This window comes from Rubritalea squalenifaciens DSM 18772 (genome assembly GCF_900141815.1).
Taxonomy (GTDB): domain Bacteria; phylum Verrucomicrobiota; class Verrucomicrobiia; order Verrucomicrobiales; family Akkermansiaceae; genus Rubritalea; species Rubritalea squalenifaciens.
In genome coordinates, this window is record NZ_FQYR01000002.1 from 722,189 (window position 1) to 736,813 (window position 14,625).

The following is a 14,625-nucleotide window of genomic DNA, read 5'->3' on the forward strand; positions in this document are numbered from 1 at the left end:
CTTCTGGTGGGGCAAACGCCCCCGCCGTTTCATGGGCAGGCAATCGTTACAGGGATGCTCTTTGATCATACCTGGAGCAAGGTGAAAGTGTCTCTGCTGAGGATGGCGTATAGTGAGTCGATTGACTCAGTGGGCAGGTTTTCACTGCAGAAGGTGTTTCACTTGTTCTACCTTGTCTACAAGACATGGGTTTCGGCCCTCAGTGAGCGACCGAGGGTTTTGTATTATCTTCCGGCTAGTCCTAACAAAGTGCCTGTTCTGAGAGATGTGATTTATCTCTCCATGACGCGTTGGTTGTTTCCCAAGCTGGTATTCCACTATCATGCGGGGGGCTTGGCTGAATACATCGACCAGTCCGGGTGGTTGAAGCCTCTGGCTCGGTTAGTCTACTCTGGGGCTGACGTGGGTATCGAACTTTCTGAGAACGACTTTGCTCCCTCTGATTATTTTAAGGCCAAGCGAAAGGTCGTGATTCCCAATGGGCTGGATGTGCCTGTGCTGCACCAGAAAAAGAAAATCTTCAACGGACGACTAGAAGTGCTCTATGTTGGTGCCTTGGTCGAAGGCAAAGGCATTTCCAATATCGTGAAAACTGCGGCTTTGATGAGAGAGGCTGGTGCATCTGTGCATTTCAATGTGGTTGGAGACTGGGGTGATGAGGTGTACAAGCAGCAGGTTCTGGGAGAGATTGAAGCGAGCGGGCTGGGCGGCATGATCACCTTTGCGGGTGTGCTGACGGGAGATGCCAAGTGGGAGGCCTTTTCGCGGGCAAACTGTTTCTTTTTCCCCACGCACTATGCGTCCGAGAGCTTCCCCTTGGTGTTGATCGAGGCCATGGCTTGCGGTTTGCCCATTGTGACTACCCATTGGAGAGGGATTCCAAAGTTGGTAGAGGGAAGTGATGCCGCCGTTTTGTGTGGGATCAAATCGCCCCAAGAGTATGCGGAATCTTTACTTAAGTTTATCGCTGATGAAGCCCTGTGCAGTCAGATGGCGATCAATGCGGAGCAATTTTATGAGAAGAATTATACGAAGCAGGTCTTTCTGGAGAGGATGGAAAGGGTGTTAGCGGAGACTGCGGCTTCAAGTTAGCTAAATTGATGATGGCGATACTGGTAAAATGTATTTGGGTGCTCGCGCTACTGTTTGTGGCAGGCTTCGGGGTTACTTTGAGCTGGGTCATGCTGGCGATGAGTGCCTTGTGCGTAGCGTTTGCCGGGGTGCTCGGTACGGCTGCAGGATTTTATTCACGTCAGCGATGGAGTGTCCCAGGTATGCTTCTATTGGCTGCCTCGGTGTATTTCTTTTATAGGGCCTGGAGTTCACCGGTCTGGGACTTGGCGAAGGAGGATGCGCTTTTGTTAGGGCTAGGTCTGGTTGTTTATTTAGTGAGCCGCTGCGGGCGGCTTTGTGGAGCGTGGATGTTGGTGCTGGCTGTGGTTGCTGTGGTCAACATCAGCTATTTTGGTCTGCAGAAACTGGAATTGGATCCTATGGTGCCCATGGATCTTGTGAGTGTGAGGGCTGAGCAATCGGCGGATTTCGGGTGGTTCCAGGATTACGGAGCTCTTGGTAATGGCATGGCAATCATGGGCTGGGTGCTCTTGTGCTTTGCTACCTGGGCCAGAGATAAAGCAAAGCTGTTGCGTGTGGCTATGGCAGTCGTCGGGGTCTTGACCTTGGTAGTGGCAATGATGTCTGGGTCGCGTTCTGCGATTATGTCGATTGCTGTCGCCGGTGTGCTCTACAGTGTGGTGAGTTGGGTGTACTCGGAGCGTTTTGCCTATCGTTTGCGTCAGAGGGTGAGGACTTCTTTGGTGCTCATTACACTCGCAGGTTGTGTTGGCCTGGGAGTGCTTGGATACCTGACCTTTGCAGAGAGAGCGGGTGAAGGGGATGCGATGCCTGAAACCAATATTCGTTTAGCCTATTGGGGGATGGCTGTAGAGCAAGCCATGGATAGTCCGGTGACTGGCACTGGCGCGCGAAGCTTTTCTTATGAATGTTTCCGTCACTGGAATACCAATCTCAAAACCATCGAGGCCAATCCCGAGTTTGTTCATAACGAGTACCTGCAGGCTTGGTCTGACTACGGGTTGGTAGGCTTGTTGCTTATGTTGGCTGCTCTATTGAGTCACTGGGGGGTGGCCGTGTATCGTCTGTATCAGCAGGAAGTGGACGAGGACCGTCATTGGGTCGCGGTGGCAGGACTGATCGGCCTCACGGTAGTCATGGTGCACAGCCTCACAGATTTCCCTCAAAGGCTGCCATGGAATCTATGCTTGGCGGCCATGTGTCTTGCCTGGTGCTACCCGAGAGTGGCGATGAAAGACCGTGAAGCACAGTCTTCCGGGAAATGGCTGCAAGTCGCCCTTGTGATGCTTCAGATTGGAATATCATTGGCTGTTGGAAGCTACGCTGCTCGTGAGGCTTGGGCTGGTCGATCGTTGGTCGAGAGCCAGCAGGTGAGAGAGGATGGCGCTTGGGAGGTTGATACCAAAGTTGCCCGACTCAGGGAATTGGAGCGCGCAAGCGAGGCTTCTCCTGATTTCAGACGTTATCTTAATCTAGCCAGACTCTATCATACGGACCTAAGTAAAGAGGGGGCTGCAGAGGCGGCAGTTGCCCATTACGAGAAATCGTTGGAGCGTCACCCCTATAATGTTGTCGCTGCGCTGGGCTTGGCCGGTATCCATACGGGACAGAGGCAATTCGAGAAAGCGGATGAAGTTTACGCTTCGATCGAGACCTACGCAGCGGCCAGAGACTGGTGGTTTGAATTCTATCTTACCTGGGCAAGGAATAAGGCCTACCAAGCTTATAAAATGACCGAGTCTGGTGATTGGGATGGGGCGGACACTTGTCTGGTGGAGGCGATCGAGCTTCTTGGGAAGGCTTCGTCAAAATCGGAACCTCGCTTGGAGTTTATGCGGGATATCTACATCAACCGTATCAGGTTGGCTATGGCTGCAGAGAACTACGATAAGTCTGCTCAGCTATGGGTTGAGGTGAATGAGATATTGCCCGTATGGGTGATCCATGACCGGGAGGCTAGGGTGCACCGATCACTTGGTGAACTCTACATGAGGTCTGCCGCCAGTGAGTGGAAAAAGAGGGACCCGGCATTGGCAAAAGTCTTGTTTGAGAAGGCCAGGCAATTCTTTGTAGATGACCAAAACATATCCGGTAAGCAGGAAAGTTGGAGGCTGGAGCGTATTAACTACATCGATCAGCAATTAAAGTTGTTAGGAGTGGCTGGTTTTTAAAGGCCTCATATTTTTTACACCATGTGTGGATTTCTATTCAGTGCAAAGCGAGACGAAGCCAATTTCTCAAGGGCTCTTGAGGTGATGCACCATCGTGGACCGGATGCGTCTGGAGAGATGCATCAGGGGGGCTATGTGCTTGGGCACCGGAGGCTGATCGTCGTGGACTTGGATGCGCGTAGTAACCAGCCATTCTATTCGCCGGATGGCAAGCTGGCTATAGTTTACAATGGTGAGATCTATAACCACAAAGAGCTCGCGCGGAAGCACCATCTGGATCTGCATACCACGAGCGATACCGAGGTTCTTCTATTACTCTACCAGAAGCTCGGGGCAGCATGCTTGCAGGAGTTGAACGGGATGTTTGCCTTTGTGGTTCTTCATACGGATAGCGGTAAGGTCTTTGCTGCGAGAGACCGCCTTGGTATCAAGCCTCTACATATTGATCGAAGAAGAGAGCAGCCGGCTTTTGCCTCTGAAGTGGCCAGCTTGTTGGAGCTTGACGGTCATTATGAATGGGATGTCGAAGGGCTCAGGCAGTACATTAAGCTGAGAACTTGTTTTGGGAGTAATACCGTCTACCAGAATATCGAGCAGCTCCCGGCAGGCTGCTACTATGATGACGGGAGAATCATTCGTTACTGGCAAATGCCCGAGGGGGATCAAGAGGCTCCGGGTGACGAGGAGGTGGATGCTCTGCTCAGGGATGCCGTGAAGCTGCGCTGCATGGCTGATGTGCCTCTCGGTTCCTACTTGAGTGGAGGCTTGGATAGCACGATCATTGCGCGTTTGGCGGGCGCGGACCATGTCTGGTCGGTGGGCTTTGAGGACCACAATGAGTTTTCCTATGCGCAGTTGGCTGCTGACCAGTTCGGCATGCAGCACCATGCCTGTGTCGCCACTCCGGAGAGTTTCCAACAAACGGCCAAGAAGATGATTCAGCAGCGCCGTGAACCATTGAGTGTGCCGAATGAGGTCTTGATCTATCTGATGAGCCAGCAGGTGAAGACCAAGAACACCGTCGTGCTCAGCGGAGAGGGGGCTGACGAGCTATTCTTCGGCTACGACCGAATTTTTCGTTGGGCTCATGACCAGTCGGAGTTTTCCCTGAGGGAATTTGACCGCCATTACAGCTATGGAAGTCATCGTGATGATGAGATTCTGGACGCAGTCATCTCACCATACCTTAGTATGGAGGGATCCGTGCTCGGGGGAGTGGCTAGATTCTTCCAGTTGGGTCACTTGCACGGATTGTTGAGGCGTTTGGATTTCAGTACGATGCTGGCTTCCGTGGAGGCCAGAGTGCCCTTTGTGGACCATCGTTTGGTCGAGCGCATGGCTGGAGTCCCTTTTGATTACCGGATGGGGAGAGATGATGTGAAGCTGCCCTTGAAGCGTATCTACCGCAGTGTGATTCCTCATGAAATTATCGAGAGACCTAAAGTGGGCTTCCCTGTGCCCCTGAAGAACATGCCATTTTATGACCCTAGCCAAACGGGGGGTGTGATGGATCAATGGTTAAAGTTTAACTTGAGGATATTAAGTGGGTGTGATGACCTGTACTTGTCCCTAAAAAATAACCTTCCACTAACTTGAAACTAATCATTCTAGCTGCCGGAAAAGGTGAGCGGCTGTGGCCACTTACCAAAGATACCCCCAAGCCATTGATCGAAGTGTCTGATGGTGTGACTCTGCTAGAGGAGCAGCTCCACAGGGTTAGTGATAGTGGGGTCTTTGATGAGGTCGTGGTAGTGACTGGTTATTTGGCGGATAAATTGGATTCGCGGATAGACCAGATTGATCATGAGGGGTTGGAGTTACGCACGATCTATAATCCTTTTTATGATTGCTCCAACAATCTGGCCAGTCTTTGGATAGCCAGAGAGGCAATGGACTCGGATTTCATGGTGACTAATGGCGATAACCTTTTTGATGTGCCTGTCTTTACTGAGTTTGATGCGGCGTGTTCAGAAGAGGGAATCTATCTCTCCTTAGGAGAGAAGAAGGTCTTTGACGATGACGATATGAAGGTCACGCTCCAAGACGGTGCAGTTAGTAATGTGGCCAAAGACATTGTTGACGGTAAGCGGGATGCGGAGTCTCCCGGCCTGTGTCTTATCCGGGGGGCGGAGGCTAGAGAAGCCTTCGCCGCTGAGTTGGAGGGCTTGATGAGGACGGAGAGTGGTTTGAAGGATTTTTGGCTGAGGGTATTTCCCAGCCTTTACGAAAGCGGTACTCCTGCTTTACCATGGTTTTTCGATGCAGATAAACGCTGGAGAGAGGTGGACATTCATCCTGATATCGATCAGATGAAGCAGTTCTTGAGCAGCGTGGTGCGTATTGGATAGTACATTTTTCCATTTATGGATGGCACAATGAGTAAAACCCCTAAGCCTGAGTGGTCTCGCTTCGCCGAGCTCGTTCATGCCGGAGGAGGGCAATGGCTGACACGTGGTTACCACCATTTGGGGGCTATGGGGGCCTTTGTGGCTTCGAGGCTGGGATTGTCACCCAATGTCGTGACTTTGGTCAGTGCGCTCTGCGTATTGGTGGCCGTGTGCATCCTGGGTTACACGGGGCTGGGTACTCTGTGGGCCTCGGTGGTGGTCTTTGTGCTGATGGCCGTTGGTTATGTGCTGGATTGTGCTGATGGCCAGCTTGCACGAGCGACGCAGCAATGTTCCAAGCTTGGGGCCTGGTTAGACCACTTGGTGGATGCGGGTAAGATTTTCTTGGTGAACTTCTGTATCGGGTGGGTGCTTATCAGCCGGCCGGAAGTGCACGGACTGGAAGTCAGTTTGTGCTTTGTCGCCATGGTGCTCAATATTACCGGATCAGCGCTGTATTTTTTCGCTTGGAATTTCAAGGTCTTGATCGCGGGGGACGGTCTGATCGAGAGGATGTCTGATAAGAAGAGTCAGGGTAAAGTGAGGCTGCTCAAGCTCTCTCACCAGGTCACCGACTATGGATGGTTTCCATTTATTTTTCTGGTTATGGTTGACCCGGGTAAATTCGCAATGGTCTATTTGGTTTACGGAGCCATTACCTTCCTCATCTTCATGGGGTATATAGTCTTGTCAGCAGGCTATATGGCGAAACTTAAAGACTGATATGAACGAAAGAATCAAAAGCGCGCTCAAGTCCCCCCTGGCCATACCATTGGCGTTAATTGGGGTGCTGTTTATCTATTACCTTTGTATCTGTAACGTCTACACCGTTCTGGAGAACCGCAAGAGTGAGGTCTTCTTCTGGATGATGGATTCCTGGAATGAGCGGAATGACCTCTTGCACGGATATGCCGTGCCGTTTCTCTTTGTTCTCTTCTCTTACTGGGGAATCAAGGCCATGCGCAAAGAGCCTGACTCCAGCGGAGTGGCTGGCATCTTCATCTTGTTGATTGGGATGCTGCTTTTCGTGGCCTCTGCGAGAACGATCCAGCCGCGTCTGGCCTTGATTGGTCTACCATTCATCATTTCAGGCTCTGCGATCTATTTGTGTGGCTGGAAGGCAGGCAAGCACATGCTCTTTCCCGCCTTTTTCTGGTACTTTGCCATTCCTATTCCCGGGATTCAGCAAACTACCAACCATCTACAGGTGATCGTGACCCAGGCCTGTTACCATGTGGGTACCGCCATGGGTATGGAGTTGGTCAATGTCGGTAACACGATCTCCTCTGCCACCGATAAATGGGAGTTTGATATTGCTGAGGGATGCAGTGGTATTCGCTCGCTGATGGCGCTGCTGATGATTGCTGCCATCTATGCCTACTACTCACAGAAAGAATTCTGGAAGAAAGCGTTTATGTTTGCCATGGCCTTCCCCTTGGCTTTGGTGGGTAACTTCTTCCGGGTCTTCACGATCCTGGTGCTTGCTGAGATGGGCTTCGATAAGTTTGCTGCCAATGCCTACCATGACTATGCTGGTCTGTTATTCTTTTTCCCGGCAGCGCTTTTGGGGCTGTTCTTGACTGACAGGTTGTTGAATTTCCGTCGTCACCGCAAAAAAGTGAAAGTGAGGCAGCAAGCCTAGGCTTGAATCGATCACCATGAAAAATCTTCAGAAAATGACAAGGAGAGCTTGGATCCTGTTTGGTATGTTGGCGGTAGGCTTTTCGACGATCTGGTTACTGCCGGATCAAAAGCAGATGGTGCCCTCCCGCTTGTCGAAAAAATTGCCCGATACTTGCCGACTTTGGCAAAGCGTGCCCCGTGAAGTCAGCGATAAGGAAAAAGAGATTCTGGCGGACGATACCGAGTTTGCCCGCAGATTTTATTTTGATCCAGAGAATCCGGCGAGAGATTATCACGGCTTCGAGGTATCTGTGGTCTTCTCGGGCAAAGATATTAATAACAGTCTGCACCGTCCGGAGGTGTGTTTGGTGGCTCAGGGGTGGCAGTTTGTTGGGCAACGCCACATAAAGTTGGATGGTGTGATGCCAGACGGTTCAGATCTTCCCGTGAAAGAGTTGGTATGCGTGCGTCCACGCATAGGGGAAGATAAGCAACCAGTGATGAACGGTAAAGGGGAGCCGATGTATGATAAGCGCATCCAGTTCTATACCTACATCGGCCGGGACAAGGTCGTTTCTGATCACTACCAGCGTACCTGGGAAGATATTAAGGATAGGATCGTTGGAGGCTTTGATCAGCAGTGGGCCTATGCTACTTTCAGCACGGCAGTAACTTCTGCTTATGTGGATCAAGGTAATTGGAATTCTCTGATTCCATCCAGGGATGAAGATCAAACGAGAGAAGCTCTGTCTGACTTTATCCAGCAATTGCTTCCTCTCATTTTGGATCAAGAATCATAACCTCTGTGTTCCCACTCCTTATAGAAGTCTCGTAGTCACTACCTCTCCTAGTTAGTTCCACCCATGTTCGCCTCTTCCAGAAAAGAATCCTTTTCGCTGCAAGCCATGCAGATTGCAGACGCCTGTCTGGTCTGGTCGGCCTTTGCCTTGGCGTCGGTGCTGAGATGGAATGTGTTTGGGACGGAGAGTGATGGCGGTGGTCTGGGCCCGATTGTTTGGTTGCTCTACATGGTGGTGCCCTTTTCACCGCTGCTGTTAGAGCTTTTTGGGTTTTACCGGAATGCCGAGCGCAAGAAGCTCAGTAGTGCTGTATTCCAGATCTGCCAAGCTGGTGGAGTGATGGGTGCTGCTGTGGGAGCGATGGTGATCATCTTTCAGGTGGATCCATCATCTCGTCTGGTGCTTGGCTTGGGTTCAGTCTTCTCGGTGGTATTCATCTTCCTGCGCTTCTATTGGGTGCGCACGATCGTGAGGAGGCGTATTGCCAATGGTGCAGGCAGGGAGAGAGTGATTTTGGCGGGGACGCCCAAGGATATTGATGATTTCCTCAAGGAGATGCCAGAGGGGGTCACGGACTACTGGGAGGTAGTTGGTCGCTTCGATCTTGATAGCGATGATCCGATGGAGTTGAAGGATATGATTGAGAAGCAGTCAGCTGAGCGTGTGATTATCAGTCCAAAGAACACCCAGTTCGAGAAGGTTTCCCAGGCGGTTGAGTTCTGCGATGCGCAGGGGCTTGAGGTGTGGGTGGCGGCTAATTTCATCCGCGCTCAGGTTTCGCGCCCGGCCTTTGATACTCTCGGTGGTAAGCCGATGTTGGTGCTGCGCTCTACCCCGGAGCTTTCTTGGTCGTTGTTGCTGAAGTCTCTTTTTGATCGCTGCGCAGCCTCGTTGATTATTCTGCTAACCTCTCCACTATGGGTCATCGCGGCCCTGGGGATCAAGTTGACGAGCTCGGGACCGATCTTCTTCAAGCAGGCGAGGGCGGGTAAGTATGGTGAATCTTTCAAGATGTGGAAGTTCCGCACCATGGTGGTGGATGCCGAAGAAAAGCTTGCTGAGGTGAAGGAGACGGTGGGTAACCAGATGCAGGGCCCTGTTTTCAAGGTCGATAATGATCCCAGGGTCTTTCCTTTTGCCCGCTTCCTGCGCAAGTGGAGTATTGATGAATTGCCGCAGCTGCTGAATGTGCTGTCTGGTGACATGAGTCTGGTTGGGCCGCGTCCCTTGCCTGTCTATGAGGTGAAGGAGTTTGAAAAGGCGGAATACAGGCGTCGTCTCAGTGTGAAGCCGGGGATCACCTGTACATGGCAAGCTGGTGGACGCAACAGTATCACCTCTTTCGAGGAATGGGTGGAGATGGATCTGAAGTATATCGACAACTGGTCGCTCTGGTTGGATTTCAAGATCTTGATCATGACCATTCCGGCCGTCCTGTTTGGTCGAGGTGCCAAGTAGGGTGCTAGATAGATGTAGAGGCTGACTAGGATAGTCAGCCTTCTTCATTTTATGGTAACAATTGAAAGAAAAATGTACTTCGCAGTTGATCGTGGCGAGTTGGGTGCTCAGACTGCGTGCGGGCTATGAAGATCATCGCAGGTTCAGCGCACAATAAATTGGCGGAGGATATTGCCTCCTATCTGGAGACTTCGGTCGCCGATGTTACCGTGGATACGTTTCCTGATGGGGAGACCTATGTTCAAATCAATGAGAATATTCGTGGTGAGGATGTCTTCCTCGTGCAGCCGACCTGCCCGCCAACGAATCACAACTTGATGGAGTTGCTGATCATGGTGGACGCCGCTCGCCGTGCAAGCGCCGGCAGAATTACCGCAGTCATGCCATTCTTCGGTTACGCTCGTCAGGACCGTAAGGATAAGCCAAGGGTGCCGATCACCGCGAAGCTTGTTGCCAATCTCATTTCCGCAGCTGGTGTGAACCGCGTGGTGACCATGGATCTCCACGCTGCCCAGATTCAGGGCTTCTTTGATATCCCAGTGGATCATCTCTACGCTCGCCCAGTTTTCATCAAGCAATTGCGTGAGCATTGTGGTCTGGATCCTAAGAATCTTGTTGTTGTCTCCCCGGACGTGGGAGGCGTGAAAAATGCCCGGGCTTATTCTGATGCCCTCGGTGCCGATTTGGCGATTGTTGCCAAGCACCGAGTCAGCGCTACGAAGGTCGAGGCGATGAACGTCATCGGTAATGTTGAAGGCAAGGACGCCTTCTTGATCGATGATATGACTGAGACTGGTGGTACTCTCTGTGCCGCTGCTGACATTCTCAAGGCACAGGGAGCCAAGCGCATTTTTGCCGGAGTGTCACATGCTGTCATTGGGGATTCCGCCCGCCGCAGGATCGAAGAATCTGCCATCGAGAGTCTGCTGACCACCGATTCCGTTCCTCAGGCATACGGTACCAATGTGGAGCCAATCTCCGTTGCCCCGCTCTTTGGTGAAGCGATTCGCCGTATCAACCACGGTGAGAGTGTCTCCTCTCTCTTCGATATTTAAGAGATATTGATTACTTCCGTCGCAATCCATGCGGCACTAGCACAAGGCGCTCCGATTTCAAGTCGGGGCGTTTTTTGCTTTTCGGATATGATTGACATTTTAGCTCCAGTGGGTTAAGGAGCGCGCCCGCTCGCGGAAAGAAATATCATCTCTCTCTACTACCAGCCAACTTTTCGCGAGGGTAACAATACTAGAAACGTCCGATAAAGCAGCTTCGGGCGATGTCTAACTCAAAAAGAAACAACAACAAATGGCTATACAAACACTTGAAGCTACTTTGCGCCAAAGGACTGGTTCTGGCGTACTCAATTCCATGCGCCGTGAAGGTTTTGTTCCTTCCGTAGTTTATGGAGCGGTTGAAAACCAAAACGTGAAGGTTCACGCGAAGACCTTCCGTGACATGCTCAATGAGCATCCATCTTCCCAGATCCTTGTTAACCTCAAGGTAGAAGACCAGCCTGAGAAGCTCGTATTCATCCAGGACATCCAGTTCGACGCACTTACAGGCGCGATCCTTCACGCTGACTTCCGTGCAGTGACTGAAGACACAACCATCACAGCTAAGCTTCCAATCAAGCTTAACGGTGAGCCTAAGGGTGTGAAGATCGGTGGTCTCCTCGAGCAGCTGGTTCACTCCATGAAGGTGAAGTCTCTTCCTAAGGATCTCCCGCTTACCATCAATGCTGATGTATCTCACCTCGACGTGAGCGACAACCTCACTGTTGGTGACATCAATTTCCCAGAAGGCGTAACTCCAACACTTGATAGCAAGGTTCTCGTAGCCCTCGTTGCTAAGACTCGTGCCGCTCAGTCCGCACAAGGCGCCGCAGCTGCTAAGTAAGCCTGACCTCGACGTTGTAATGTTTCACAGCCAGCCTGTAGCTGCCTAGGCAAAGCAGGCTGGTGCTTTTCACAAGCAAGTGGCGATTAAACTAGTCATCGGATTGGGAAATCCCGGACGCAAGTACGATCAAACCCGGCACAATGTGGGGTTCGATGTCTTGGATCGTCTGGCAGGCCAGGCTGGTGCGGAGTTTGTGAAGCACTTGAAGTGGAATGCGCAGATCGCAAAGCTACCGACGGCCATGCTGATGAAGCCGCTGACATTCATGAATGAAAGCGGCAGGGCAGCGGGGTCGGCACTCAGGTTCTATAAATGGAATCCTGAAGAGGTGCTGGTCATCTATGATGATGTCGATCTTCCTGTGGCCTCTCTCCGGTTCCGGATGGGTGGCTCAGCAGGGGGGCACAATGGACTGAAATCATTGATCCAGCATTTCGGCAGTGACCGGTTCCCCCGGTTGAAGATCGGCATCGGCAGCCCGAAACCGGGTGAAATGGTGGGGCATGTGCTAGGTAAGTTCAAACCTACTGAGAAACCCGAAATCGAAAACGCCCTTGATACAGCGACAGAAGCTGTGCAGCGTGCGTTATCGGATGGGGTGGAAGCCGCCGCGAATCTTTACAATGTCAAAAAATAATTAACCAAAAAGCATTTAAAAATTATGAGCAGAAAATACGAAGGTCTCGTTGTTCTCGACACCAAAGGCAAAGAAGGCTCCGTCGAAGAGATGGTGAGCGAAATCGGCAAGCGCATCGAAGCTGAAGGTGCTACCCTCGACGAGGTGCAGCAGATTGGACGCAAGAAGTTCGCTTACAACGCACGTCAAATCGAAGGTGGTCACTACGTGACATACACTTTCACTGCTGAAGCTGAAGCTGTGGACAAGATCAAGGCTAGCCTCGACCTTGCTGACGGCATCTACATGCATCAGTACCGCCGCGTAGGTTAATGCACTATTTTATCAGCGCGCAGCTTCTTTTCAGGTTGCGTGCTGATGCTGGTTGCCTAGTATCCACCTATCATGTCTAGTTTTAACAAAGTAATGATCATGGGCAATGTGACCCGTGATATTGAGGTGCGTTATACGCCCAAAGGCACAGCTGTTACTGATCTTGGAGTCGCGACTAACCGTCGAGTAAAGCAGGGAGAAGAGTGGGTCGATGAGACTACCTTCGTGGACGTTACCCTCTGGGGGCGTACTGCTGAACTCGCTGGACAGTATCTGAGCAAGGGGCGCCCGGTATTCATCGAGGGTCGTTTGCAAATGGATACCTGGACCGACAGTCAGACTGGTAAGCAGCGCAGTAAATTGAAGGTGGTAGGGGAAAACATGCAGTTCCTGGGCTCCGGAGGTGGAGGTCAGGGCGGCAATGGTGGCGGTGGTGCTCCTCAGCAGCAGCGTCAGCAGCGTCCACAGAGCCAGCCGGCTCAGGGCGGTTCACCCTCGCAGCACATGGAGGATGACTACGATGATGATGATATCCCGTTTTAAGTCACTCCCATAAATCTCAATGCAAACCCCGGTGGTCTGACCTCCGGGGTTTTTTGTGTCTACGAGGTGTGTTGTGGAGCAGCGGCGTGTCTACGCTTGAGGTGTGTTGTGGAAAAAGCGAACGGTGGGAAACTTGTCCGGTCTGTGGAAGTCGGGTTCTCCATCGCCGAGATGGGCTGCGCTGAGGAATTTTTGCTCGGGTGAGTTCAGGATGAAGGCGGCGTTGAGTTTGGTCTCGGGCCCGAAGTTGAAGCGTTCTCGTAGATGCTTCAGGGGGATGGCGGCGGCGCACATCCATGAGCCATCCGGAGCCAGGTCGGCATAAGTCGCGACATCTGGGAATGGGGAGTCCTCTTCCTCAGCTCTGACCCGGGCTGCAGTGAACTCGGCAGACCACCAGGCGCCATTCGGGGCCAGATTGAATTCCAGGTATCTACCTGTCTGCGGGTCTAACAGAAAGAATTCAGCTGCATCGTGTTTCCAGAGTTCTGCTTGAAATTGTCCAGGGCGTGCCTGGGGGTGAATAGAGGCGGGGGACTGATGGCAGGCCACGAACCAGAGGTGGCTGTGATCGACGGCAAAGCCAAAGGCGACGGGCTTTTCCAATTCCTCACCGTGCCAGTCTTTGCTTACGCCAAAGAGCGATAGATTAAGGTGTCCCCAAAACAATTGTTCCTGTGCCACTTCAATGTTCATGCGCGTATTCAAGCAGTCTGGTGAGATTAGGGAAGCCGTGAATGGATTCTTTTTGAGAGTGGTTTTATTTAAGTATGGTTAAGCTTTGTATTATCTGTTAGATTATTTTTTGAGATTTGATGAAAAAGATTGATTGCCCCCGTCAGTATATATTACGTAGTCATTATTAATAACCCACACACCCCTCCCAGATGCATCGAAAATGCATGCTATTGAGTATATAGGACCACAACCTAAGAAGAAATCTCGCAGACCAGCTTTGGGCGGCTGGGTCATTCTATTGATGGCTGGTTTGTTTGTTAGTTACTTCGCTTGGCCAACCTTCGCGGATTACGTGCGCAAGGCTCAAGACACGGCCACAGCAGACAAGGTGGATATCGCTGTGATGCAGTTGAGCCAAAGTGAGAGTTTTGGGAACAAGCTGGCGATCGCGGCTCTGCAGCGTACCAAGGTGGATGTTCGTTATGATGGAGCTTACTATCAGATTGAGTATCCGATGGGTGACGTACCCGCGAACAAGGGGGTGAGTTCAGATGTCATTATCCGCAGCTACCGTGCTATGGGGATAGATCTTCAGCAGCTGGTGCATGAGGATATGAAGAGTCACTTTAGATTGTATCCGCAGCTTTGGGGACAGACCGAGGCGGATACGAACATTGACCACCGCCGCGTTCCAAACCTGCAGCGTTTCTTTAAGCGCAAGGGGCAAGAGATTCCAGTTACTCGAAAAGCTGAGGATTACGAGTTTGGCGATATCGTGGTTTGGAATCTTCACGACGGGGAGTCCCACATCGGTATCGTCGTTCCAGGGCCGGGTTCACATTCTGCAGAGAAGTGGGTTGTCCACAATGCAGGTGAGGGGACCCGCTGGGAGAATTCTTTGTTCATCTATACGGTAAGAGGTCATTACCGCTACGGTCACTAAGTGGCCGCTTTCTCCTTGGGAGATTGTTAATAAATTCTCCGTGCATGTGCTCCAGAGTCCGCCGGGCCCCGGGTGTTAT

Annotated in this window: 15 protein-coding genes; 14 read left to right on the forward strand and 1 reads right to left on the reverse strand. The window is 51.6% G+C overall.

Annotated features, from left to right (window positions below; translation table 11 throughout):
* The first annotated feature begins 54 nt into the window (after positions 1-54).
* From BUB27_RS03375 to ssb, 13 genes are all read left to right on the forward strand, one after another.
* Entirely contained in the window at positions 55-1,092 is a 1,038-nt protein-coding gene (locus BUB27_RS03375) for a glycosyltransferase family 4 protein (protein ID WP_159434779.1), read from the forward strand.
* Positions 1,093-1,130: 38 nt separating this feature from the next.
* On the forward strand, positions 1,131-3,266 hold the full coding sequence (locus tag BUB27_RS03380; protein WP_159434780.1) for an O-antigen ligase family protein: 2,136 nt from the start codon (positions 1,131-1,133) through the stop codon (positions 3,264-3,266).
* Between the two features lie 21 nt (positions 3,267-3,287).
* On the forward strand, positions 3,288-4,862 hold the full coding sequence (gene asnB, locus BUB27_RS03385) for an asparagine synthase (glutamine-hydrolyzing) (protein ID WP_143158131.1): 1,575 nt from the start codon (positions 3,288-3,290) through the stop codon (positions 4,860-4,862).
* The gene (locus BUB27_RS03390; protein ID WP_143158132.1) at positions 4,859-5,614 is read left to right on the forward strand and encodes a phosphocholine cytidylyltransferase family protein; all 756 of its coding nucleotides are present in this window, start codon (positions 4,859-4,861) and stop codon (positions 5,612-5,614) included. Before asnB ends, BUB27_RS03390 begins: the two co-directional genes overlap by 4 nt.
* A gap of 27 nt (positions 5,615-5,641) precedes the next feature.
* Positions 5,642-6,376, forward strand: coding sequence for a CDP-alcohol phosphatidyltransferase family protein (locus BUB27_RS03395; RefSeq protein ID WP_159434781.1), 735 nt, complete (start codon positions 5,642-5,644; stop codon positions 6,374-6,376).
* Between the two features lies 1 nt (position 6,377).
* A complete protein-coding gene (locus tag BUB27_RS03400) occupies positions 6,378-7,295 on the forward strand; it encodes an exosortase/archaeosortase family protein (protein ID WP_143158134.1) in 918 nt (305 codons plus the stop codon).
* Between the two features lie 16 nt (positions 7,296-7,311).
* Positions 7,312-8,076 (forward strand): exosortase-associated EpsI family protein, encoded by a 765-nt coding sequence (locus BUB27_RS03405; protein ID WP_143158135.1) that lies wholly within the window; start codon positions 7,312-7,314, stop codon positions 8,074-8,076.
* 63 nt (positions 8,077-8,139) lie between these two features.
* Positions 8,140-9,534, forward strand: a complete 1,395-nt coding sequence (locus BUB27_RS03410; protein WP_143158136.1) for a sugar transferase — start codon at positions 8,140-8,142, stop codon at positions 9,532-9,534.
* 125 nt (positions 9,535-9,659) lie between these two features.
* Positions 9,660-10,589: a ribose-phosphate diphosphokinase gene (locus tag BUB27_RS03415; protein WP_143158137.1), complete on the forward strand. Its 930-nt coding sequence runs from the start codon at positions 9,660-9,662 to the stop codon at positions 10,587-10,589.
* A gap of 250 nt (positions 10,590-10,839) precedes the next feature.
* Complete coding sequence (locus BUB27_RS03420; protein WP_143158138.1) at positions 10,840-11,430, forward strand: 50S ribosomal protein L25; 591 nt, start codon at positions 10,840-10,842, stop codon at positions 11,428-11,430.
* Positions 11,431-11,509: 79 nt separating this feature from the next.
* The gene (gene pth, locus BUB27_RS03425; RefSeq protein WP_143158139.1) at positions 11,510-12,070 is read left to right on the forward strand and encodes an aminoacyl-tRNA hydrolase; all 561 of its coding nucleotides are present in this window, start codon (positions 11,510-11,512) and stop codon (positions 12,068-12,070) included.
* 24 nt (positions 12,071-12,094) lie between these two features.
* Positions 12,095-12,382, forward strand: a complete 288-nt coding sequence (gene rpsF / locus BUB27_RS03430; RefSeq protein ID WP_143158140.1) for a 30S ribosomal protein S6 — start codon at positions 12,095-12,097, stop codon at positions 12,380-12,382.
* 72 nt (positions 12,383-12,454) lie between these two features.
* On the forward strand, positions 12,455-12,925 hold the full coding sequence (gene ssb, locus BUB27_RS03435) for a single-stranded DNA-binding protein (RefSeq protein ID WP_143158141.1): 471 nt from the start codon (positions 12,455-12,457) through the stop codon (positions 12,923-12,925).
* 90 nt (positions 12,926-13,015) lie between these two features.
* On the opposite strand, the gene BUB27_RS03440 is transcribed toward ssb, so the two are convergent.
* Entirely contained in the window at positions 13,016-13,621 is a 606-nt protein-coding gene (locus BUB27_RS03440) for a DOMON domain-containing protein (RefSeq protein WP_143158142.1), read from the reverse strand.
* A 202-nt stretch (positions 13,622-13,823) separates the two neighbouring features.
* Between BUB27_RS03440 and BUB27_RS03445 the strand changes: the two genes are divergently transcribed.
* Positions 13,824-14,546 carry a DUF1287 domain-containing protein gene (locus BUB27_RS03445; RefSeq protein ID WP_200797051.1) on the forward strand — a complete coding sequence of 241 codons (723 nt, stop codon included), beginning with the start codon at positions 13,824-13,826 and terminating at the stop codon, positions 14,544-14,546.
* The last annotated feature ends 79 nt before the right edge of the window (positions 14,547-14,625 follow it).